This window comes from Pseudomonas sp. Irchel 3E20 (assembly GCF_900187645.1).
Taxonomy (GTDB): domain Bacteria; phylum Pseudomonadota; class Gammaproteobacteria; order Pseudomonadales; family Pseudomonadaceae; genus Aquipseudomonas.
Genome location: NZ_FYEE01000003.1, coordinates 333214 through 353620 on the forward strand (window position 1 = coordinate 333214; position 20407 = coordinate 353620).

At 62.6% G+C, this 20407-nt stretch carries 24 protein-coding genes; 22 read left to right on the top strand and 2 right to left on the bottom strand.

Translation table 11 applies throughout. The features are described 5' to 3' along the window. Positions 1-140 precede the first annotated feature (140 nt). Positions 141-743, top strand: a complete 603-nt coding sequence (locus CKW13_RS07820; RefSeq protein WP_095108016.1) for a peroxiredoxin — start codon at positions 141-143, stop codon at positions 741-743. A 554-nt stretch (positions 744-1297) separates the two neighbouring features. Here the strand turns inward: CKW13_RS07820 and fdxA are convergent. Beyond that, entirely contained in the window at positions 1298-1621 is a 324-nt protein-coding gene (gene fdxA, locus CKW13_RS07825) for a ferredoxin FdxA (protein WP_095108017.1), read from the bottom strand. 141 nt (positions 1622-1762) lie between these two features. Next, positions 1763-4342, bottom strand: coding sequence for a DNA mismatch repair protein MutS (mutS, locus tag CKW13_RS07830; RefSeq protein WP_095108018.1), 2580 nt, complete (start codon positions 4340-4342; stop codon positions 1763-1765). A 199-nt stretch (positions 4343-4541) separates the two neighbouring features. Between mutS and CKW13_RS07835 the strand changes: the two genes are divergently transcribed. The 21 genes from CKW13_RS07835 to recX all read left to right on the top strand — a co-directional run bounded on the left by CKW13_RS07835 (position 4542) and on the right by recX (position 20405). After that, complete coding sequence (locus tag CKW13_RS07835; RefSeq protein ID WP_095108019.1) at positions 4542-5285, top strand: XRE family transcriptional regulator; 744 nt, start codon at positions 4542-4544, stop codon at positions 5283-5285. A gap of 463 nt (positions 5286-5748) precedes the next feature. Next, positions 5749-6096 carry a phage holin family protein gene (locus tag CKW13_RS07840; RefSeq protein ID WP_095108020.1) on the top strand — a complete coding sequence of 116 codons (348 nt, stop codon included), beginning with the start codon at positions 5749-5751 and terminating at the stop codon, positions 6094-6096. A 72-nt stretch (positions 6097-6168) separates the two neighbouring features. Next, a complete protein-coding gene (locus CKW13_RS07845; protein ID WP_095108021.1) occupies positions 6169-6753 on the top strand; it encodes a hypothetical protein in 585 nt (194 codons plus the stop codon). Next, entirely contained in the window at positions 6750-6932 is a 183-nt protein-coding gene (locus tag CKW13_RS07850; RefSeq protein ID WP_095108022.1) for a DUF2635 domain-containing protein, read from the top strand. Before CKW13_RS07845 ends, CKW13_RS07850 begins: the two co-directional genes overlap by 4 nt. Next, a complete protein-coding gene (locus tag CKW13_RS07855; RefSeq protein ID WP_095108023.1) occupies positions 6932-8428 on the top strand; it encodes a phage tail sheath subtilisin-like domain-containing protein in 1497 nt (498 codons plus the stop codon). The genes CKW13_RS07850 and CKW13_RS07855 overlap by 1 nt, the downstream gene beginning before the upstream one ends. Before the next feature lie 67 nt (positions 8429-8495). After that, complete coding sequence (locus tag CKW13_RS07860; protein ID WP_095108024.1) at positions 8496-8843, top strand: phage tail tube protein; 348 nt, start codon at positions 8496-8498, stop codon at positions 8841-8843. After that, positions 8840-9136, top strand: coding sequence for a phage tail assembly protein (locus tag CKW13_RS07865; protein ID WP_095108025.1), 297 nt, complete (start codon positions 8840-8842; stop codon positions 9134-9136). Before CKW13_RS07860 ends, CKW13_RS07865 begins: the two co-directional genes overlap by 4 nt. Before the next feature lie 130 nt (positions 9137-9266). Continuing rightward, positions 9267-10796, top strand: coding sequence for a phage tail protein (locus CKW13_RS07870; RefSeq protein ID WP_095108026.1), 1530 nt, complete (start codon positions 9267-9269; stop codon positions 10794-10796). Next, positions 10783-12021, top strand: coding sequence for a DNA circularization protein (locus CKW13_RS07875; protein WP_095108027.1), 1239 nt, complete (start codon positions 10783-10785; stop codon positions 12019-12021). Before CKW13_RS07870 ends, CKW13_RS07875 begins: the two co-directional genes overlap by 14 nt. A gap of 3 nt (positions 12022-12024) precedes the next feature. After that, positions 12025-13068 carry a phage baseplate assembly protein gene (locus CKW13_RS07880; RefSeq protein ID WP_095108028.1) on the top strand — a complete coding sequence of 348 codons (1044 nt, stop codon included), beginning with the start codon at positions 12025-12027 and terminating at the stop codon, positions 13066-13068. A 21-nt stretch (positions 13069-13089) separates the two neighbouring features. Next, the gene (locus CKW13_RS07885; RefSeq protein WP_095108029.1) at positions 13090-13599 is read left to right on the top strand and encodes a phage baseplate assembly protein V; all 510 of its coding nucleotides are present in this window, start codon (positions 13090-13092) and stop codon (positions 13597-13599) included. Continuing rightward, positions 13599-13997, top strand: a complete 399-nt coding sequence (locus CKW13_RS07890) for a phage GP46 family protein (RefSeq protein ID WP_095108030.1) — start codon at positions 13599-13601, stop codon at positions 13995-13997. The genes CKW13_RS07885 and CKW13_RS07890 overlap by 1 nt, the downstream gene beginning before the upstream one ends. Then, a complete protein-coding gene (locus CKW13_RS07895; RefSeq protein ID WP_095108031.1) occupies positions 13987-15027 on the top strand; it encodes a baseplate J/gp47 family protein in 1041 nt (346 codons plus the stop codon). The genes CKW13_RS07890 and CKW13_RS07895 overlap by 11 nt, the downstream gene beginning before the upstream one ends. Continuing rightward, complete coding sequence (locus CKW13_RS07900; RefSeq protein WP_095108032.1) at positions 15015-15614, top strand: YmfQ family protein; 600 nt, start codon at positions 15015-15017, stop codon at positions 15612-15614. Before CKW13_RS07895 ends, CKW13_RS07900 begins: the two co-directional genes overlap by 13 nt. Positions 15615-15623: 9 nt before the next feature. Then, a complete protein-coding gene (locus tag CKW13_RS24720; protein WP_256576534.1) occupies positions 15624-16886 on the top strand; it encodes a hypothetical protein in 1263 nt (420 codons plus the stop codon). A gap of 13 nt (positions 16887-16899) precedes the next feature. Continuing rightward, a complete protein-coding gene (locus CKW13_RS07910; protein ID WP_095108033.1) occupies positions 16900-17079 on the top strand; it encodes a hypothetical protein in 180 nt (59 codons plus the stop codon). A 50-nt stretch (positions 17080-17129) separates the two neighbouring features. Next, positions 17130-17693: a glycoside hydrolase family 19 protein gene (locus tag CKW13_RS07915; RefSeq protein ID WP_095108034.1), complete on the top strand. Its 564-nt coding sequence runs from the start codon at positions 17130-17132 to the stop codon at positions 17691-17693. After that, positions 17675-18211 carry a lysis system i-spanin subunit Rz gene (locus CKW13_RS07920; protein ID WP_095108035.1) on the top strand — a complete coding sequence of 179 codons (537 nt, stop codon included), beginning with the start codon at positions 17675-17677 and terminating at the stop codon, positions 18209-18211. The genes CKW13_RS07915 and CKW13_RS07920 overlap by 19 nt, the downstream gene beginning before the upstream one ends. 81 nt (positions 18212-18292) lie before the next feature. Then, entirely contained in the window at positions 18293-18793 is a 501-nt protein-coding gene (locus tag CKW13_RS07925; RefSeq protein WP_095108036.1) for a CinA family protein, read from the top strand. A gap of 83 nt (positions 18794-18876) precedes the next feature. Continuing rightward, a complete protein-coding gene (gene recA, locus CKW13_RS07930; protein ID WP_095108037.1) occupies positions 18877-19929 on the top strand; it encodes a recombinase RecA in 1053 nt (350 codons plus the stop codon). A gap of 8 nt (positions 19930-19937) precedes the next feature. Then, on the top strand, positions 19938-20405 hold the full coding sequence (gene recX, locus CKW13_RS07935) for a recombination regulator RecX (RefSeq protein ID WP_095108038.1): 468 nt from the start codon (positions 19938-19940) through the stop codon (positions 20403-20405). Positions 20406-20407 lie beyond the last annotated feature (2 nt).

Here is a 20407-nt window from a genome sequence, read left to right on the forward strand (position 1 = left end):
AAACCGCTAAGGACAGGGCAAAGTCGCGGTGTATGATGGTCGGTCCTTGCGAAGGGAGATCGAGTCACAGGCCTGTCGCTTATCCGTGGCAGGCTGGGCGCGATCTCGTCCTTTAACTCCATCACACCAGGAGATATCCAATGAGCGTACTCGTCGGCAAACCAGCCCCAGACTTCACCGTTCCCGCCGTACTCGGCAATGGCGAAATCGTTGACAGCTTTACCCTGTCCTCGGCCATCAAAGGCAAATACGGCCTGGTGTTCTTCTACCCGCTGGACTTCACCTTCGTCTGCCCATCCGAGCTGATTGCTCTGGATCACCGCATGGACGATTTCAAGGCACGTAACGTTGAAGTCGTTGCCGTTTCCATCGACTCCCACTTCACCCACAACGCCTGGCGCAACACTGCCATCAATGATGGCGGCATCGGCAAAGTCAAATACACCATGGCTGCCGACATGAAGCACGACATCGCCAAAGCCTACGACGTTGAATCCGAAGGCGGCGTAGCGTTCCGTGGCGCGTTTCTGATCGACGACAAGGGCGTTGTCCGCTCCCAGATCATCAACGACCTGCCGCTGGGCCGTAACATGGAAGAGTTGATCCGTCTGGTTGACGCGCTGCAATTCCACGAAGAGCACGGCGAAGTCTGCCCGGCCAACTGGAAAAAAGGCGACAAGGGCATGAACGCTTCGCCAGAAGGCGTTGCAGCGTACCTGACCGAAAACGCCGGCAAGCTGTAAACCTAGATAGCCAAGTCGCCCCCGCAGGCCTCAGGGCTGCGGGGGCGGCTCTTTGGTATCTATGACGCCTCGGGCCTTATCGGCCCGGGGCGTTTTTGGTTGTAGGCACCACTGCCTCAGTTCCCCCCAAGTCTTCAGGCTTAACCTTCGGCGCGTGTAAGCCTAGGCTTACTCTTTCGTAGGTGTTTGGTTTTTTATTAGCCGGTAGATGCCTATTTTTTCCTGATGTGTTTTTTATCTTATTGATTTATAGGTTTATTTTTTTGTTTGCGGTGGATTAAGCCAAGCAGTCCGCTCTCCGTGGCCGATTGTTCTCGGCGCAGAACCCATTAGTATCAGAACTGTGTCAACGGACAGACACAGCCTTCAAGGAAGAGGGTTTAAGGACATCGCAGGACGCGATTCATCAGGACGATGAAAAGGAACACAGGGATTAGGGAAAAAATGTGGGCGGGTCAAACCGCCCCTTTTTTTGCCTGCGAAAAAGTACACGCAAGCCAAATCCGGGGCAGCAAAAAGGCCCGCAAGGGGCCTTTTCGGTGGACGCGCGGTAATCAGCGTTCCAGATCCTTGATCTTGCCTTTGACGCCATCCCACTTTTCGGCATCGGGCAAAGATTCTTTCTTTTCCGTAATGTTGGGCCAGATTTCCGCCAGCTCAACGTTCAACTGGATGAACTCCTGCATATCTTCGGGCACTTCATCTTCGCTGAAGATGGCCACGGCCGGGCATTCTGGCTCGCAGAGTGCGCAGTCGATGCACTCATCCGGGTGAATCACCAGGAAGTTCGGGCCTTCGTAAAAGCAGTCCACCGGACAGACTTCTACGCAGTCGGTGTACTTGCACTTGATGCAGTTGTCGGTGACGACGAAGGTCATTCTAATTTTCTCCTCAGGCGGCGGCTGCGAGCCCTTCCAAGACGGGCTCGCGAGGGTTGGGAGCGATAGTCTGCGAGTCAGGCTAATGGCCACGCAGCATCCCAAACCGCGCGAGAGTCTATCAGCTTGCACGCCCGTGCGTTAGACCCGAGTCTTCAGTGCATAGAGCAATTCGAGCGCTTTTCGCGGAGTCAAGTCGTCCAGGTCAAGTTTGGCCAATTCATCCAGCACCGGATGGGGCAGGCTGGCGAACATGTCGCTTTGTTGCGGAGGCGCGGGCTTGCCTTTGGTCGGCTTGGGCGCTTCATGGGGCAGGCTGGTGGTCTCCAGACGGCTCAGGTGTTCGCGTGCCCGCGTAATGACCTCGCTGGGCACGCCCGCCAGTTGCGCCACCGCCAGGCCATAACTCTGGCTGGCCGGCCCTGGCAGTACGTGGTGGAGGAACACGATGCGCTCGTTATGTTCGGTGGCGTTGAGGTGGACGTTGGCCACCAGCGGCTCGTTTTCCGGTAGGACGGTCAGCTCGAAATAGTGGGTGGCGAACAGCGTATAGGCGCGCAAATGGGCCAGGCGTTCGGCCGCAGCCCACGCGAGGGACAAACCGTCAAAGGTGCTGGTACCGCGGCCAACCTCGTCCATCAGCACCAGGCTGCGTTCGGTGGCGTTGTGCAGGATGTTCGCGGTTTCGCTCATTTCCACCATGAAGGTCGAGCGCCCGCCGGCCAGGTCGTCGCTGGAGCCGATGCGGGTGAAGATGCGGTCCACCAGTGACAGCTCGCAACTGGCCGCCGGGACGAAGCTGCCGATGTGGGCCAGCAGCACGATCAGCGCCGTTTGCCGCATATAGGTGGATTTACCGCCCATGTTCGGCCCGGTTATCACCAGCATGCGGGTGCTGTCGTCCAGGCTCAGGTCGTTGGCCACGAAAGGCGTGGTCAGTACTTGCTCCACCACCGGGTGGCGGCCCTGGGTGATGCGCATGCATGGCTCGCTGACAAAGCGCGGGCAGTTCAAGTCCAGGTTCAGGGCCCGCTCGGCCAGGTTGCTCAGCACATCCAATTCGGCCAGCGCGGCGGCGGTGTCTTGCAGCGGCGGTAATTGGCCGATCAGGTCTTCGAGCAGGGCTTCATAGAGCATTTTTTCCCGGGCCAGGGCGCGGCTCTTGGCCGATAGCGCCTTGTCCTCGAAGGCCTTGAGTTCCGGGGTGATAAAGCGTTCGGCGCCTTTGAGAGTCTGGCGGCGGATGTAGTCGGCGGGTGCCGACTCGGCTTGCTTGCTGGGCAGCTCGATAAAGTAGCCGTGAATACGGTTGTAGCCGACTTTGAGGTTGGCCAGGCCGGTGCGGGCCTTTTCCCGGGCTTCGAGGTCGATCAGAAACTGCCCGGCGTTCTCACTCAGGGATTGCAGTTCGTCGAGTTCGCTGTCGTAGCCGGTTTTCAGCACGCCGCCGTCGCGGATTACGGCGGGCGGGTTGTCGATGATGGCTTTTTCCAGCAGCGCCGCCAGTTCCGGGTAGGTGCTGGTGGTGTGCGCCAATTGGCTCAGGTGCGGGGCTTCCAGCTCGGTCATGGCCACTTGCAACTGCGGCAGCGCGCCCAGGGCATCGCGCAGGCGCGCCAAGTCCCGTGGGCGCGCGTTACGCAGGCCGATCCGCGCCAGGATCCGCTCGATATCGCCGATTTCCTTGAGCTGCGGTTGCAGCTTCTCAAAGCGATAACCGTCCAGCAGGCAGGTGATCGAGCTCTGGCGCGCCTGCAAGACCTGCAGGTCGCGCAGTGGGCGATTCAGCCAGCGGGTCAGCAGGCGGCTGCCCATGGCGGTCTGGCAACGGTCGACCACCGATTGCAGGGTGTTGTCGCGCCCGCCGGCCAGGTTGGTGTCCAGCTCCAGGTTGCGACGGCTGGCACCGTCGAGCACCACGGTGTCGTCCAGGCGTTCGTGGCGCAGGCTGCGCAAGTGGGGCAGGGCGGTGCGCTGGGTTTCCTTGGCATAACTGAGCAGGCACCCGGCGGCGCCGATGGCCAGGGTCAGGTTCTCGCAACCAAAGCCCTTGAGGTCCTGGGTGGAAAACTGCTGGCACAGGCTCTTGAACGCCGAGTCGCGCTCGAAATCCCACGGCGCGCGACGGCGCACGCCACGGCGCTTCTCGGCCGGCAGGTCCTTGGGCCAATCGTCGGGGATCAGCAGTTCCACCGGGTTGACCCGCTCCAACTCCGCCAACAGGTTTTCCCAGCCCTTGATCTCCAGCACGGTGAAGTTGCCGCTGGTGATGTCCAGCACCGCCAGGCCGAACAAACGCTCATCGCCCAACAACGCGGCAATCAGGTTGTCGCGGCGCTCATCCAGCAACGCCTCGTCACTGACCGTGCCCGGGGTAATGATGCGCACCACTTGGCGGTCCACCGGGCCTTTGCTGGTTGCCGGGTCGCCGACCTGCTCGCAGATCACCACCGACTCGCCCAGCTTGACCAGTTTGGCCAGGTAGCCTTCGGCGGCGTGATAAGGGATCCCGCACATTGGAATCGCCTGCCCCGCCGACTGTCCGCGGGCGGTCAGGGTGATGTCCAGCAATTTCGCGGCTTTCTTCGCATCTTCGTAGAAGATCTCGTAGAAATCGCCCATGCGGTAGAACATCAACTGGTCGGGGTGCTGATTTTTCAGGCGCCAGTATTGCTGCATCATCGGGGTGTGCGCGGACAGGTCGGAGGTCGTTTTGCTCATCGGATATTCAGGCGGATTCGTCGAAAGTGGTGGGGCAAAGGGGCTGTCTGGCCCGGCTTTTCGCAATGGGCGCAAGGTTACCATGGGCGGTCGGCCACACGCAGGCGCCAAGGGGTAAGTCCTTTGTGAATATTCATGCACGCTTTATGCATAAAAAAATGCAAATTGGCATTTGTCATCGGCGCGTAGAACCCTCACTATGCGCGTTATGCAAAAACGCAACGTATCTATCGTCTTAAGAGAGCTGCTCGATAGCCACGGGATCTCCCCTACGGAGCTTCACCGTCGCACGGGTGTGCCTCAATCCACTCTGTCGCGGATTCTCGGCGGCAAGATTGTCGACCCTTCGGACAAGCACATCTCCAAGCTCGCCGAGTATTTTCGCGTGAGCACCGAACAGTTGCGTGGGCGTGTGCCGATTGCGCCTGCACGGGACGCGGCCCTCGATGGGCAGCATGCGGAACTCAAGGACATAAGTTTGTGGGACGACGACACCCCGCTCGATGACGACGAGGTGTCCGTGCCCTTTCTTCGCGAGGTTGAATTGGCAGCAGGATCAGGAAGATTCGTCATTGAGGAGAGCGAGCGCTCTAGCCTGCGCTTCGGCAAACGCAGCCTGCGCCACAACGGTGTGCAGTTCGACCAGGCCAAGTGCGTGACCGTGCGCGGTAATAGCATGCTGCCGGTACTGCGCGACGGCGCGACGGTGGGGGTCAATGCCGGGAAGTCGTCCATTGGCGACATCATCGACGGCGACCTGTACGCCATCAACCACAATGGCCAGTTGCGCGTAAAGCAGCTGTATCGCCTGCCCACCGGGATCCGCCTGCGCAGCTTCAACCGCGATGAACATCCGGATGAGGACTACAGCTTCCAGGAGATCCAGGATGAGCAGATCGTCATCCTTGGCCACGTCTTCTGGTGGGGCATGTACGCCCGTTAACCACTCCCACGTCAGATAAAACCCGCCGCCGTGCGGGTTTTTTTTCGCCGATTGAAAACTATCCAGGCCTTTGTTTGCGGGCTTTTTATGCGCCAGTGCATTCTCTACGCATAAATAAATGCATTTATGCATTGACTGTATATGCATACATGCATAGTCTTTGTCTCAAGCCGCCCGACAACGGCTTGCAACGACGCTCTTTAGTTCCATGGCAAAGGCAGCGATGAACTGGCCTCAACAGTTCAGAGGGTTGGCAACTGACCCGGGTGTGCAGCGTAAAGCACCGTAAGCAGTTATCCGGCGGACAGGGTCGCGGTCGGAGGAACAATTTGAATGGATCCGTACCGCGCCAGTCGCGCCGAAAGATCAAGGACCGCATTTTCAAAAGCCTGGGTGACCGGGCTTTTGGCAATGCCTACCGCATCCCTCTACCCGAGCGCCCATCAATTGAAGGAGGCGTGACATGACAAACGAGCAACAAGCGTTGCTGGACATGCCGCTCTGGCTGGTCATCGCCCTGGCCTTGCTGGGCGGCGTCAGCGGCGAAATGTGGCGCGCCGACAAGGAGGGCGCCCGCGGCTGGTCGCTGCTGCGCCGCCTCGCCCTGCGCTCCGGCGCCTGCGTGGTGTGCGGCGTTTCGGCCTTCATGCTGCTGTATGCCGCCGGCACGTCTATCTGGACCGCATGCGCCATTGGCTGCCTCACCGCGATGGCCGGCGCCGATGTGGCGATTGGCTTGTACGAACGCTGGGCGGCGCGGCGCATGGGGGTGTGTGAAGTGCCGCCGCGCACCCCCAGTGACGATCGATAGCGCCACCCCGGCCCAACCCTTTTCCTGGCCCCAGCCCGCCCCGCGCGGGTCGTTCACTTCCTGGTAACCCCCATGAAAATCAGCCCAATCCTCACTCAACTACGTGACTACTGCCCCAGCCTCGCCCAACGGGTATCGGTGGGGATCGACCCACCGGCCCTGCAATCGCCCACCCCAGTGCAAACCCCCTGTGCCCAGGTCCGTGGGCTGGGCGACCGCGCCGCTGAGAACAAGGCGCAAAACGCCACGTGCCAGATCATCCGCGACCGCTTCGCCGTGCTGCTGGTGGTAGACGCCACCCAAGGCGCCGCCGCTCTGGATCAATTGCATGAGTTGCGTGCCGAGGTTTGGTGCGCGCTCGTGGGGTTCCGGCCGGGTAGCGGTTATGCGGGGGTCGAGTACGGCGGCGGCGAGTGGCTGGCGCTGGATGCACAGCGCGGGCTGTATCAGCTGGATTTTTTCGCCGAGTGTCAGTTGGGCCGCCGCCAGGCCAAGGACCCGGCGCAGACCTGGCAAGAGCATGAATTGGACGGCTTGCCGTCTTTGTCCGGGGTCACGGTGCGGGTCGATGCCATCGACCCGGCCGACCCCAACCTGCAACGTCCCGGCCCCGACGGGCGCCTGGAAGTGGTTTTTTCTGGAGAGTTGAACCCATGAGCAAACGCATCACCGTGCTACCGGCCCCTGGCCGGGTTGTACCGGACCCGGAGGCGGGCGACCTGTTGCCCACCGAAGGCCGCGAAGTGTCCGACAGCGCTTGGTGGCGTCGCCGCCTGGCGGATGGCGATATCACCACTAAAGCCGTGAAAGCGGCCAAACCACAGGAAGCCCAATAATGGCGATCGGATTCAGCAACATCCCGGCGGACCTGCGTGTTCCGCTGTTCTATGCGGAAATGGACAACTCGGCGGCCAACAGTGCCTCTTCGAGCATGCGCCGCTTGATCGTGGCCCAGGTCAACGACGACGTGACCGGCCCGGAAGTGGGCAGCCTGGTGCTGGTGCCTAGCCTGGCACTGGCAAAGAAAATCGCCGGCCAGGGCTCGATGCTGGCGGCGATGTACGAGGCCTGGCGCAAGACCGACCCGGTGGGTGAGGTCTGGTGCCTGCCACTGCGCAACGCTACCGGCAGTGCGGCCAAGGCTGAGTTGAAACTGACCGGCACGGCCACTGAAGCCGGCCTGCTCAACCTGTATGTGGGCGGCGCCCGGGTGCAGGCCGCCATCGTCAATGGCGCCACCGCCGTGCAAGCGGCCACGGCCCTGGCCCTGAAAATCAACGCAGCGGCGGATTTGCCGGTGCTGGCCACGGCGGTGGAAGGCGTGGTCAAGCTCAGCGCCAAGTGGACTGGCGACAGTGGCAATGACATCAGCCTGCAATTCAATCGCCTGGGCAAAAGCAATGGCGAAGACACCCCGGCGGGCCTGACGATTGCCATCACCAAAATGGCCGGCGGCGTCGGCGTACCGGACCAGGTCGCGGCATTGGCGGCGTTGGGGGATGAGCCGTTCGAGTTCATCTGCCTGCCGTGGTCGGATGTGGCCACCCTCAATGCCTGGCAGGGGGCGATGAATGACAGTTCGGGGCGCTGGTCTTGGGCTAAGCAGTTGTTCGGCCATGTCTATACCGCCAAGCGCGGCACGGTGGGGACGTTGGTCGCCGCCGGCCAGACCCGCAACGACCAGCACATGACCATTCAGGCGCTGGAACCCGGTGTGCCGCAACCCTTCTGGGTTCAGGCGGCAGCGCTGGCGGCGCGCACAGCGGTGTTCATCTCGGCCGACGCCAGCCGCCCGACCCAAAGCGGCAGCCTGCCGGGCCTGGACCCGGCGCCGGCCAGTGAGCGGTTCACCCTGACCGAGCGCCAGTCGCTGCTCAGCTACGGCATCGCCACGGCGTACTACGAGGGCGGTTACCTGCGCATTCAGCGGGCGATCACCACCTATCAGAAAAACGCCTACGGCCAGGCAGACAATTCCTACCTGGACAGCGAAACCATGCACCAGTCGGCCTTTATCGTGCGCCGCCTGCAAAGTGTGATGACCAGCAAGTACGGGCGCCATAAGTTGGCCAGCGATGGCACGCGGTTCGGCGCCGGCCAGCCCATCGTCACGCCCAGCACCCTGCGCGGCGAGCTGATTGCCCAGTACGCCAAGCTCGAACAGGAAGGCCACGTGGAAAACGCCGAGTTGTTCGCCGAGCACTTGATTGTGGAGCGCGACAGCCAGGACCCGAGCCGGGTCAATGTGCTGTTCCCGCCCGACTACATCAATGGCCTGCGGGTGTTTGCCCTGCTCAACCAATTCCGCCTGCAGTACGACGCGGCCGCCTAAGGCGCTTCGCCACACCGCTATTTTTCAGCCCGCCGCGCGCGGGCTTACTTTTTTTGGGAGAAACATCATGGGTCAACTGATTGCAGGCACCTGCTACGTCAAGGTCGACGGCGCGCAACTGACCATCAGTGGCGGCTGCGAAGCCCCGCTGATGGCGGTCAAACGCGAAACCGTGGTGCCGGGTTTCTACAAGGAAACCGACATCGCGCCGTCGTTCAAGGTCACGGCGCTGTACACCCCGGACTTCCCGCTCAAACCGTTGATCGCGGGCGTCGATATGACCGTCACCTGCGAGTTCAGCAACGGCAAGGTCTATGTGCTGGCCGGTGCTTACCTGGTGGAAGAACCGGTGGCCAAGGGCGACGACGCGACCATCGAACTCAAGTTCGAAGGCATCAAGGGGACTTGGCAATGAGCGACACGGTGAAGTTGCGCGTGGCCATTGAGGCCCACGGCGAGCCGCTGGGCGAACTCACCCTGCGCCGCCCGACGGTGCAGGAAGTGCGCGCCATCAAGGCGTTGCCCTACAAGATCGACAAAAGCGAGGAGGTCAGCCTGGACATGGACGTGGCGGCTAAATACATCGCGGTGTGCGCAGGCATCCCGCCATCCTCGGTCAACCAACTGGACCTGGCGGACCTCAACGGCCTGAGTTGGGCCGTCGCCGGTTTTTTCATGAGTGCGGCATCGCCACCGTCGCCGACCTGATCGCGGTGGCCTACGACCTAGCCTGGTTCTGGAAGGTTGACCCCGAACAGATGATGGCCAGGTCGCTGGATGTGCTGCGCGAGTCTCTACAGCAGGCACAACGGATCAACGCAATGGCACAGGTGCAGTGATGGCAGACACAGCAAAAGTAGAACGGCGCGCGGTGCTGTTGACCGGCATCGACCAGTTATCGCCCAAACTCGCAGGGCTGCGGGCGACCGTCGAGCGCTTCCAGCAGAACCTGGCGGACACCGGCCTGGGCACGCTGGACGTGGCCGGGTTGGTCAAGGGTGAGGGGTTGGCCGCGCCCTTTGTCGACGGTGTGCGCTCGGCTTTGGCGTTTCAAGAACAGGTGGCGCAGGTCAACCGCAGCACCCAGGGCCTGGAACTGCCTCGGTTACCGGCGGATACGGCGCAAGCGCTGAATGCGTTCGGCGACAGTACCCAGCGTGTCTCGGTGGCGTTCGGCGCGGCGTTGTTGCCGGCGGTGAGCGCCGTGGCGGTGGGGTTCGAGCCGCTGTTGGCGGGCGTGGCCCAGGTGCTGGTGGACAACCCGCAACTGGTGCAAGGCCTGGCGAGCGGTGTGGGGGCGTTTACCGCGATTCAAGGGGCGGTCGCCGGGGCGTCCCAGGCGTTGGAACTGGCCAGCCTCGCCCTGGGCGCCACGCCTTTCACCCTGATTGCCATGGGCATTGCCCTGGCGGCGGGGTTGATCGTGGCGAACTGGCAACCGCTGTCGGCGTTTTTTGTCGGGCTATGGCAGAAAATCGCCCCCGTGGTGCTGCCCATGGCCGCGTTTTTCAAAACCCTGTTCGCCTTCACGCCCATGGGGCAGGTGTTGGCCAACTGGGGGCCGATCAGCGGGTTCCTCGCCAGCCTCTGGCAAGGCATCAGCACGGCGGCCCAGGGCTTGATGGACGGTTTGAAAAGCCTGTTCAGCTTCAGCCCGCTGGGCCTGGTGATAGCCAACTGGACACCACTGACCGGGCTCTTCGCAGCTCTCTGGGCATTGCTCCAGGCCCTGGCGGTGCCGGTCATGGGGTTCTTGCGCGAGCTGTTCAACTGGTCGCCGCTGGGCTTGGTGATTGCCAATTGGGGCAGCATCGGCGAGGTGTTCAGCGCGCTCTGGGGCGGTATCCAGGCGCAAGCCCTGGCGATGTATGCGGTGCTTGGCAGTGTTTTCGACTGGTCGCCCCTGGGGCTGATTACCCAGCACTGGGAGCCGGTCACTGAATGGTTCGCCAGTTGGTGGCAAAAGCTGCAAGGCGTGCTCGCACCCTTTCGGGAAATGCTCGGCGGCAGCGTCGGTGGTTTTATCGCCAAGATCACCGGGGAGGTCCAAGGCCTGACTGAGCAGCAACTCAAGCGCAACCAACAAGGCGAGGGCGCGCCAGCAGCGGGTTTTTTCGGCGCCAGTGCCAGCACATCAGCGCCGTCGCTGACCGCATCCAGCCATCTGCCCCAGGGCGCCAGCGCACTGGTGCAGCAAAGCGCCGCCAACCACCGCGCGCAGGTGGAGGGCGGCTTGACGGTGCGCTTTGAAAACGCACCGCCCGGCCTGCGGGTCGACCCGCCCCGTAGCAACCAACCGGGCCTGAACCTGACGCCGCGCGTCGGTTATCGCTCCCTGTCTTTAGGAGGTTCCAATGAGCTGGCGTGATCGTTTGTTGCCGGCGTCTTTTCGCGGCGTGGGGTTTTGGGTTGACCAGGCGAAAACCCCGGTGGGCCACAAGGGCCAGTTGCACGAATACCCACAACGAGACCAGCCGTTCTTTGAAGGCTTGGGGCAGCAGGCCAAAGTCCATGACTTGACGGCGTTTATCGTCGGTGCCGATTGCCTGGAGCAGCGCGACCTGTTGCTCCAGGCGTTGGAGCAGGGCAGTGGCGAACTGGTGCACCCGTGGTTGGGGCGCATGCAGGTCAAGGTAGGCGAATGCGACATGACCCAGGCCCGCCAGGACGGCGGCTTGGTGACGTTCGCCTTGAAGTTCTACCCCGACCGGCCCCTGCAGTTTCCCACGGCCACGGTCAATACCCGCCAGCAGTTGCTGCTGGCGGCGCACAGCCTGCTCGGCTCGGCCCTGCGCCGCTTCGAGCTGGCGATGGCGCTGGTCAGGCAGGCGCGCATCGGTGTGCTGGCCCTGCGCAATGGCCTGGCGACGGTGTACCAGGTGATCGAGCAGCACTTTGCGCCGCTGGTGGCCCTGTATGCCGACGTTCATGCCCTGGTCAACGGCATCAAGGACTTGCCGCGGCAGTTGAGCGCCGAGTTCAAGGGGTTGCTGGGGGACCTCAAGGACCTCGAGGATTTCGCCCGCGGCGGCTATCGCGGGGTGATCGCCGGAGTGTCCCAGCAGGTTGACGCGGTGAGGCTGATCGACGCGCCGCAGTTGACCACCGGCAAGGACAGCATCGCCGCCGCCCAGGCAACGGCGAACCTGGTGCAGGACGCCTTGCTGGTGCAGATCGCCCACTGGCTGGCGGCGCTGCCGGTGGCCACCAATGCCGTGCCCTTGAACGCCACGCCGTCCCTGGCGCAGCAGGCGCTGCGCCCGGTGCAACGCCTGGAAGTGCCGGTGGCCGACGATGTGCTGGCCCTGCGCGAGGCGCTCAATGAAGCGCTGTGGCAAGCCGCCCTCAAGGCCGATGCCGAGCATTACCAGGCCCTGAGCGCCTTGCGCCAGCAGGTGTTCGGGCACCTGACGGCGGTGGCCTCCTCCGGTGTGCGCTTGATAACGCTGTCGCCGATGCAGAGCCTGCCGGCCCTGGTGCTGGCGTATCAGCGCTTTGGCGACGCCACGCGGGTGGGGGAGGTGGTGCAGCGCAACCGCGTGCCCCACCCGGGTTTCTTGCCGCCCACCGACCTTAAAGTCGCCCGGGAGTAAGCCATGACCGACCTGGAAAATACCGTCACCCTGACCGTGGACGGTCTGGATTATGGCGGCTGGAAAAGCGTGCAAATCAGCGCCGACCTAGAGCGTCAGTTCCGCTCCTTTACCCTCGCCATCACCTGGCAGTGGCCGGGCCAGACCCTGGCAGTGCCCATCCGCCCCGGCGCCCGCTGCCAGGTGCGGATCGGCTGCGACCTGGTGCTGAGCGGCCATGTCTACAAGGCGCCGGTCAGCTACGACGGCCGGCAGATCAGCCTGAGCATCGAAGGCAGTTCCACCACCCAGGACCTGGTGGACTGCGCCGCAATCAACCGTCCCGGCCAGTGGCGCGAGCAGAGTGTGTTGAGCATCGTCCAGGCCCTGGCCGCGCCCTATGGCGTGGGCGTGGTCAGCGAGATCGCCCAGACCGCACGCTTGCGCAGCCACAGCATCGTGCCCGGTGAAACCGTGTTCCAGTCCATCGACCGCTTGCTGACCCTGTACCGGGTGTTTTCCACCGACGATGCCCAGGGCCGTGTGGTGTTGGCGCAGCCCGGTAGCGCCGGGCGTGCGGCCGATGCCCTGGAACTGGGCAAGAACATCCTCTCGGCCAGCGCGGCGATGGATTACACCTCGGTGTTTTCCGAGTACAGGGTGATCGGCCAGCACAAGGGTGACGATCGCCAAAGCGGCAGCGCCGTGGCGGAAGTCGCGGGCCTGGCCACGGACGGCCGGGCGCCGCGCAAACGGGTCACGGTCATCAGCGAACCCACGCAACTGACGGCAGAGCTGGCCCAGCAGCGCGCCGACTGGGAATGCGCCACCCGCAGCGCCAAGGCGTTGGCCGCCACCTACAGCGTGCAGGGCTGGCGGCAAACCAATGGCGCCCTGTGGCGCCACAACAGCCTGGTGCGGGTGATCGACCCGGTACTGGGTTTTGACCAGGACATGCTGATCTCCAAGGTCACCTGGTCGCTGTCCGAACGCGGTGCCATCAGCACCCTGAGCGTGGCGCCGCCCCATAGCTTCGACGCCAGCCCGGCACTGCCCGCGGCCCGCTGAACCCCTCACAAGGAAACCCCCATGAGCCTACTGACACGCCTGTTGGCGCGCGGCACCGTGGTGCTCGCCAACTCGGCGAGCAAACTGCAATCGCTGCAAATGCGCCTCACCGCTGGCGAAGTGAACGATGACATGGAGCACTTTGAGCCCTACGGTTTTACCAGCCACCCGCTGGCCGGGGCCGAAGGCATCGCCACCTTTCTGGGCGGCGACCGCTCCCACGCGGTGGTGCTGGTGGTGGCTGACCGCCGCTACCGCCTCAAGGCCCTGGCGCCGGGCGAAGTGGCGATCTACACCGACGAAGGCGACAAGGTCCACTTCAAGCGCGGGCGCATCATCGATATCGATACCCACACCTTGAACATCCGCGCGGCCACGGCGGTAAACATCGACACGCCGACCCTGACCCAGAGCGGCAAGATCGTCTCCCAAGGCGACCAGATCGCCGGTGGTATCAGCCAAATCAAGCACGTTCACCTCAATGTACAACCGGGCAGGGGCCAGACCAGTGCCCCGGCGGGGGACGCGTGATGGTGCTGCTCAACGACCTCCACAGCGCCTTGACCCGCGCCGTGCTTATCAGCCTGTTCACTTGGCGCCGCGCGGCGGCTGACGATGCCCTCGATGACGAGGAGCGTTTCGGCTGGTGGGGCGACAGTTTTCCCACGGTGGCCGATGACCGCATCGGCTCGCGGCTGTGGTTGCTGCGCCGGGTCAAGTTGACCCGCCAGACCCAGGGCGACGCCGAGTTCTATGCCCGGCAAGCCTTGCAATGGCTGATCGACGACGGCCACGTGAGCGCCATCGACATCCGCACCGAACGCCTCGACGCTCAGCGCCTGAACCTGCGCACGGTGCTGACCCTGGCCAGCGGCGAGCGTCTGGACATCAACCCTAATGACAGTTGGCAGGTGACCTATGCCGTTTGAAACCCCTTCGCTGCCGGTGCTGATTAAACGCACCCAAAGCGACCTGGCCAGCGATGCGCTGCGCCAGTCCGATGCCCAGGTGCTGGCCCGCACCCTGAGCGCCGCCGCCTATGGCCTCTATGGCTACCTGGACTGGATCGCCGAGCAGATCCTCCCGGATAAGGCCGATGAATCGACCCTGGAGCGCATCGCCGCGTTACGCCTGAACCAACCGCGCAAACCCGCCCAGGCCGCCACCGGCACGGTGAGTTTCAGCGCGGCCACCGGCGCGGTGCTGGATGCCGACACCCTGCTGCAAGCCTTGGATGGCCGCGTGTACCGGGTAACCGCGCCGCGCACGGCGGTGGCGGGCAGCAACAGTGCCACCGTCATGGCCCTGGACGCCGGGGCCTTGGGCAACGCCGACGCCGGTTTGGTGCTGATGCCGGTGCAACCAATCCAGGGCATCGGCAATGCCTTCACCGTGCTGGCGCCGGGCCTGGCCGGGGGCATCGCCCAGGAAAGCCTGGAGTCGCTGCGTGCCCGGGTCATCCGTTCGTACCGCATCATCCCCCACGGCGGTTCGGCCCAGGACTATGAAACCTGGGCCTTGGAATGCCCCGGCATCACCCGCGCCTGGTGTCGCGGCGGCCTCCTGGGGCCGGGCACCGTTGCTGTTTTCGTGATGCGCGACGACGACCCGCAACCGATCCCGAGTGCACCGCAGTTGGCCCGGGTCCTGGCGCACATCGAGCCGTTGCGCCCGGTGACCGCTCAAGTGCAAGTCATGCCGCCGGTGCCGGTCGCAGTGGCTTATCGCCTGCGCCTGACCCCGGACACCAGCGCCGTGCGCGCGGCCGTCGAAGCGCAACTGCGTGACCTGCACAACCGCGAAGCGGGGTTGGGCGAACCCTTGCTGCTGAGCCACATCGCCGAAGCCATCAGCAGCGCCACCGGCGAGACCGATCACAAGCTGCTGGCGCCCCTGGCCGATGTACCCGCCGCCAGCTACCAACTGCTGACCTTTGGAGGTTGCACATGGTTGGAATAAGAACGGCCGGGCAATACCAGGAACAACTGCGCAGACTGCTCCCCAGCGGCCCGGCCTGGGACCCGGAACGGGTGCCGGAACTCCACCAGGTGCTGCAAGGCCTCGCCGAAGAACTGGCGCGCATCGACGCCCGCGCGGTGGACCTGCTCAACGAAATGGACCCGGCCGGGGTCACTGAACTGGTGCCGGACTGGGAGCGGGTGATGAACCTGCCCGACCCATGCCTGGGCCTCACGCCGCTGTTCGACGACCGCCGCCTCGCCGTGCGCCGCCGGCTCCTGGCAGTGGGCAACCAGAGCATCGCCTACTACCTGGACATCGCCCGTACCCAGGGCTACCCCAACGCCACCCTCACCGAACACCGCGCCCCGCGTTTCGGCCGCTCACGGTTTGGTAGCGCTCGCTTCGGCACCTGGCAAGCGCAATTCATGTGGACCCTCAACACCGGCGGGCGCCTGCTGCTGGGCCGCCGCTTCGGCGCCACCTACTGGGGCGAACGCTTCGGCGTTAACCCCAGCAGCGCCCTGGAATGCCTCATCCACCGCACCGCACCGGCTCACACCCTGGTGCACATCAACTATGAATAGGGAATAAAAATGGATTACCCCAAAAGCATCCCCAGCGTAGGGCTGGTCAATGGCAAATTCGTCGACGAAAACCCCGTGGCGGGAACGCCGGGGTCGCTGATCCCTTCCGCGTGGGGGAACTCGGTGACGCAGGAGATGTTGAACGTTATTACCGCAGGCGGATTGGTGCCGGCGGAGGCGGATTTGAATCAACTGGTCACGGCCATTCGCTCGATTGTCCAGGCGTCTGCCACCAACTATGCGGCTGACACCGGGACTGCCGGGGTTTACGTCGCAGCATTCACACCGGCGCTGACCACACTGACTGATGGGACGGTTGTGAGGGTCAAGATCAAGACTGCCAATACCGGTGCCAGCACGTTTAACCCAAACGGATTGGGCGCCAAGCCCATCGTCGGCGCGGCACACGCAGCGCTCCAGGGCGGGGAATTAGTCGCCAATGGCCATGCGTGGTTGCAGTACAACAGCTCGCTGAGCGGCGGGTCGTGGGTGATCCTTGCCAGCAGTGGGGGGGCGCAGCAGGTGGTCCGCGGGGTGTCTTCTGGTCAGGCGGTCAATCAATCCCAACTGGGCAGCCTGAGCGGGGTTAAACGGATCCTTAACGCCTCCACCACCCTGGCTGCGGCAGATGTCGGCGCCTTGATCTCTGTCGAGGGAGCGGCCGGATCGACCCAAACGTTGATGCCCATTGTCGGAGTACCGACCGGTGGCACTATCGTTTTTACCGCAAGCACCAGTTTCACTATTGTGCCAAGTGGGTCTGAAACGATCAGTGTTCCTGAAGCTGGAAACGTGTCAGCTATTCAGCTGGCGCAAGGGGACACGATAACTTTAACCAGGGATGCGACTCGTTGGTGGGCATCTTCGTACTCCAAGAAAGCGGATCTCACGCTCAGTATGTTTACAGGAGCAAACCAAAGCCTGGTAAACCCTGGATTCCAAAAAACACCAGGAGGTGATATCCGCCAATGGGGAACGGTATCTCTCAGCGCAGTAGGGGCCTTTAATCCTCAGGTAGTAGGGGGAGTGACGTGGTACTCACATTTTTATACGGTAACGTTGCCAAGAGCCTATCTATCTCAGCATTTTGAGACGGTTGTTTCTTTGGCGGGTCGTCCCTCATCTGCGCAAGGGCCGGAACCATTGGTATTCATAAAGTCAAACAAGCTCACTGCGGGACCACTCGAAAGCTTGACCTCCTTCAGCGTCAGCATCACTACTCCTATGACAGGGTGGGTACCCGTTATTCACTATCAAAGCACCGGAAAATAAGAGGGGATTTATTATGTTTTACTGCCCAAAAGATGGTGGTTTCTACGGATCGCTTGATGTTATTGAAGATGGAATTGAATTGACCGATGACGAGTATCTCAAATTGATAAGAGGTCAGTTGGGGTACGGATTCAAGGTAGAAGAAAGTGGCGCGGTGTCAGTGGTGGAGGTTCCTCCTGAGGCGGTTATCTAGAAATAACTAGAGCGGGCTCCATCTTTAGATGACTGAAAGAGATCAGGGAAATGCAACTAACTCTGCGAAAATTGCTAGAAATCCTCCCAAACGCCCGCTCCCAAGCGGGCGTTTTCATTTCTGCCCTTAACGCCGCCATGCCTCATCACCAAATCACCACACCCAAACGCATCGCTGCATTTCTCGCGCAGGTGGGCCATGAGTCTGGCCAATTGCAGTACCTGCGTGAGTTGGGCAGTGAGCACTACCTGAGCAAGTACGACACCGGTTCGTTGGCAAGGCGCCTGGGTAATACGCCTGAGGCCGATGGAGATGGGCAGTGTTACCGCGGCCGCGGCCTCTTGCAAATCACCGGGCGCGCCAATTATCGGCAATGCAGCCTCGCGTTGTTTGGCGATGAGCGGTTGCTCCAACAACCTCAATTGCTGGAGCAACCGCAGTGGGCTGCGGAGTCGGCGGGGTGGTTTTGGCAGCTTTATGGGCTCAATGAGCTGGCGGACCAGGATCAGTTCAACAGCATCACCCGGCGGATCAACGGCGGGTTGAATGGGCTGCAGGACCGTTTGCAGTTGTGGGCACGGGCGAGGGCGGTGTTATGCCAGCCTTCGGCCTGATGCCCAGGGGGTTCCAGGTGACGGGCGTCGTTGTGTTGCTGGCCGTGGTGGCGGGCAGTGCGGCGGCGGGTTCCTGGCAAATTCAGGCGTGGCGTTTTGGGCGGCAGTTGGCGGAGCAGGCCAGTCTGCACGCCCAGGCGCTGCAACAGCTATCCGTGGCGGCGGCGAGTGGGTTACGGGCCGCCCAGGATCAACGTCTGGCGCTGGAGCAGCAGCTTCAGGCCAGTGACCAACAGCACTATCAGGAGTTAAGCGATGCACAAGGCAATCAGACTCGCCTACGCGACCGTCTTGCCACTGCTGATCTGCGGCTGTCAGTCCTCCTCGACGGTGCGGGTTCAGCCGCTGGCGGTGCAGTGCCCGCCGCTACCGGCACCGGCGGCGTGGTTCATGGCGCCGCGCGCGCCCGACTTGACCCAGCGCATGCTCAGCGAATTATCGCCATCACCGACGCCGGCGATCAGGGACTGATTGCCCTGCGCGCCTGCCAGGCCTATGTGCGGGCGATTGGGCGCTAACATTTTGAGCGCCTGGGCGGCTTGTCAGGGCAGGCGGCTCGTGTAGGGTGGTGGTTTCGCCAACCTGACCGGGAGACAGTCATGGACGAAATTACTCAGCTTGCCGCTGAACTGGGGCGGCGTTTGCAGGTGCTCAATGCCCACGTCAGCACCGCCGAGTCCTGTACCGGGGGCGGGATTGCCGAAGCGATCACGCGCATTGCCGGCAGTTCGGCGTGGTTCGAGGCCGGTTACGTGACCTATTCCAATCGCCAGAAAACCCGCCAGTTGGACGTGCCCGCGCCTTTGTTCGACCAGGTTGGGGCGGTGAGCCGCGAGGTGGTCGAGGCCATGGTGCGTGGCGCCCAGGCTAAAAGCGGGGCGCATTTTGCCGTGGCGGTCAGTGGTGTGGCGGGGCCGGACGGTGGTTCACCGCATAAACCGGTGGGCACCGTTTGGCTGGCTTGGGGCGTAGGAGAGGCGGTAGTGAGCGAGGTGCGGCACTTCCCCGGCAACCGCGACGATGTCCGCCGACAAACGGTGAAGGCCGCGCTAGAGGGCTTGTTGCTGCATGCCGAGGCAGAAATCTCAAAACAGGGGTAGGCGATCTTCAAACGCTGTGGAATAATACTGTCTACTTATACAGGTGTTGGCCGTCAGGCCTTATTGATTACGTGAGGACTTTAATGGACGACAACAAGAAGAAAGCCTTGGCTGCGGCCCTGGGTCAGATCGAACGTCAATTCGGCAAGGGTGCCGTAATGCGTATGGGCGATCACGACCGTCAGGCGATCCCGGCCATTTCCACTGGCTCTCTGGGTCTGGACATCGCGCTCGGCATCGGCGGCCTGCCAAAGGGCCGTATCGTTGAAATCTACGGCCCGGAATCTTCGGGTAAAACCACCCTGACCCTGTCCGTAATCGCCCAGGCCCAGAAGATGGGCGCGACCTGCGCCTTCGTCGACGCCGAGCACGCCCTGGATCCGGAATACGCCGGCAAACTGGGCGTCAACGTCGACGACCTGCTGGTGTCCCAGCCGGACACCGGCGAGCAGGCACTGGAAATCACCGACATGCTGGTGCGCTCCAATGCCATCGACGTCATCGTCATCGACTCCGTGGCGGCCCTGGTGCCAAAAGCCGAGATCGAAGGCGAGATGGGTGACATGCACGTTGGCCTGCAGGCTCGCTTGATGTCCCAGGCGCTGCGCAAGATCACCGGCAACATCAAGAACGCCAACTGCCTGGTGATCTTCATTAACCAGATCCGCATGAAGATCGGCGTGATGTTCGGCAGCCCGGAAACCACCACCGGTGGTAACGCGCTGAAGTTCTACGCTTCGGTGCGCCTGGACATCCGCCGTACCGGCGCGGTGAAGGAAGGTGATGAAGTTGTCGGCAGCGAAACCCGTGTCAAGGTCGTGAAGAACAAGGTGGCACCGCCGTTCCGCCAGGCTGAATTCCAGATTCTCTACGGCAAGGGTATCTACCTGAACGGCGAGATGATCGACCTGGGCGTGTTGCACGGCTTTGTCGAAAAATCCGGGGCCTGGTATGCCTATAACGGCACCAAGATCGGTCAGGGCAAGGCCAACTCGGCCAAGTTCCTGCAGGAGAACCCAGAGATTGCGGCCACACTTGAAAAACAGATCCGCGACAAGCTGCTGACCCCGACTGCAGACACCAAGGCTTCGCCGGTCAAGGAAGCTGTTGATGATCTGGCTGACGCCGATATCTGATTGATCCCATGACAGCCGTACTCGATACACCCGTCGCCGTACGGCGAACCGCAATGGACCTGCTCGCGCGACGCGAGCATGGTCGAGTCGAGCTGACGCGCAAGTTGCGTCAGCGCGGCGCCCCTCCTGAAATGATCGATGTCGCACTCGACCGCTTGACGCAAGAGGGCTTGCTGTCCGAATCGCGCTACCTCGAAAGCTTTGTCTCCTACCGTGCCCGCTCCGGATACGGCCCTCTGCGTATTCGTGAAGAGTTGAGCCAACGTGGCCTGCAACGAACCGATATCGAACTCGCCTTACGCGAAAGCGGTATCGATTGGCAGGCACAGTTGGAAGACACCTGGCGCCGGAAATTCGCCGGGCACTTGCCGATCGATGTCCGCGAGCGTGCCAAGCAAGGGCGGTTCCTGAGCTATCGGGGTTTTTCGATGGAGATGATCGGCCGCTTGTTCAGCGGCCGTGGCCTGGATGACTGAGC

Excerpts from the sequence above, each read along its gene's own strand:
- CKW13_RS07820 (WP_095108016.1), top strand. The coding sequence starts at position 141 with ATGAGCGTACTCGTCGGCAAACCAGCCCCAGACTTCACCGTTCCCGCC.
- fdxA (WP_095108017.1), bottom strand. The coding sequence starts at position 1,621 with ATGACCTTCGTCGTCACCGACAACTGCATCAAGTGCAAGTACACCGAC.
- mutS (WP_095108018.1), bottom strand. The coding sequence starts at position 4,342 with ATGAGCAAAACGACCTCCGACCTGTCCGCGCACACCCCGATGATGCAG.
- CKW13_RS07835 (WP_095108019.1), top strand. The coding sequence starts at position 4,542 with ATGCGCGTTATGCAAAAACGCAACGTATCTATCGTCTTAAGAGAGCTG.
- CKW13_RS07840 (WP_095108020.1), top strand. The coding sequence starts at position 5,749 with ATGACAAACGAGCAACAAGCGTTGCTGGACATGCCGCTCTGGCTGGTC.
- CKW13_RS07845 (WP_095108021.1), top strand. The coding sequence starts at position 6,169 with ATGAAAATCAGCCCAATCCTCACTCAACTACGTGACTACTGCCCCAGC.
- CKW13_RS07850 (WP_095108022.1), top strand. The coding sequence starts at position 6,750 with ATGAGCAAACGCATCACCGTGCTACCGGCCCCTGGCCGGGTTGTACCG.
- CKW13_RS07855 (WP_095108023.1), top strand. The coding sequence starts at position 6,932 with ATGGCGATCGGATTCAGCAACATCCCGGCGGACCTGCGTGTTCCGCTG.
- CKW13_RS07860 (WP_095108024.1), top strand. The coding sequence starts at position 8,496 with ATGGGTCAACTGATTGCAGGCACCTGCTACGTCAAGGTCGACGGCGCG.
- CKW13_RS07865 (WP_095108025.1), top strand. The coding sequence starts at position 8,840 with ATGAGCGACACGGTGAAGTTGCGCGTGGCCATTGAGGCCCACGGCGAG.
- CKW13_RS07870 (WP_095108026.1), top strand. The coding sequence starts at position 9,267 with ATGGCAGACACAGCAAAAGTAGAACGGCGCGCGGTGCTGTTGACCGGC.
- CKW13_RS07875 (WP_095108027.1), top strand. The coding sequence starts at position 10,783 with ATGAGCTGGCGTGATCGTTTGTTGCCGGCGTCTTTTCGCGGCGTGGGG.
- CKW13_RS07880 (WP_095108028.1), top strand. The coding sequence starts at position 12,025 with ATGACCGACCTGGAAAATACCGTCACCCTGACCGTGGACGGTCTGGAT.
- CKW13_RS07885 (WP_095108029.1), top strand. The coding sequence starts at position 13,090 with ATGAGCCTACTGACACGCCTGTTGGCGCGCGGCACCGTGGTGCTCGCC.
- CKW13_RS07890 (WP_095108030.1), top strand. The coding sequence starts at position 13,599 with ATGGTGCTGCTCAACGACCTCCACAGCGCCTTGACCCGCGCCGTGCTT.
- CKW13_RS07895 (WP_095108031.1), top strand. The coding sequence starts at position 13,987 with ATGCCGTTTGAAACCCCTTCGCTGCCGGTGCTGATTAAACGCACCCAA.
- CKW13_RS07900 (WP_095108032.1), top strand. The coding sequence starts at position 15,015 with ATGGTTGGAATAAGAACGGCCGGGCAATACCAGGAACAACTGCGCAGA.
- CKW13_RS24720 (WP_256576534.1), top strand. The coding sequence starts at position 15,624 with ATGGATTACCCCAAAAGCATCCCCAGCGTAGGGCTGGTCAATGGCAAA.
- CKW13_RS07910 (WP_095108033.1), top strand. The coding sequence starts at position 16,900 with ATGTTTTACTGCCCAAAAGATGGTGGTTTCTACGGATCGCTTGATGTT.
- CKW13_RS07915 (WP_095108034.1), top strand. The coding sequence starts at position 17,130 with ATGCAACTAACTCTGCGAAAATTGCTAGAAATCCTCCCAAACGCCCGC.
- CKW13_RS07920 (WP_095108035.1), top strand. The coding sequence starts at position 17,675 with ATGCCAGCCTTCGGCCTGATGCCCAGGGGGTTCCAGGTGACGGGCGTC.
- CKW13_RS07925 (WP_095108036.1), top strand. The coding sequence starts at position 18,293 with ATGGACGAAATTACTCAGCTTGCCGCTGAACTGGGGCGGCGTTTGCAG.
- recA (WP_095108037.1), top strand. The coding sequence starts at position 18,877 with ATGGACGACAACAAGAAGAAAGCCTTGGCTGCGGCCCTGGGTCAGATC.
- recX (WP_095108038.1), top strand. The coding sequence starts at position 19,938 with ATGACAGCCGTACTCGATACACCCGTCGCCGTACGGCGAACCGCAATG.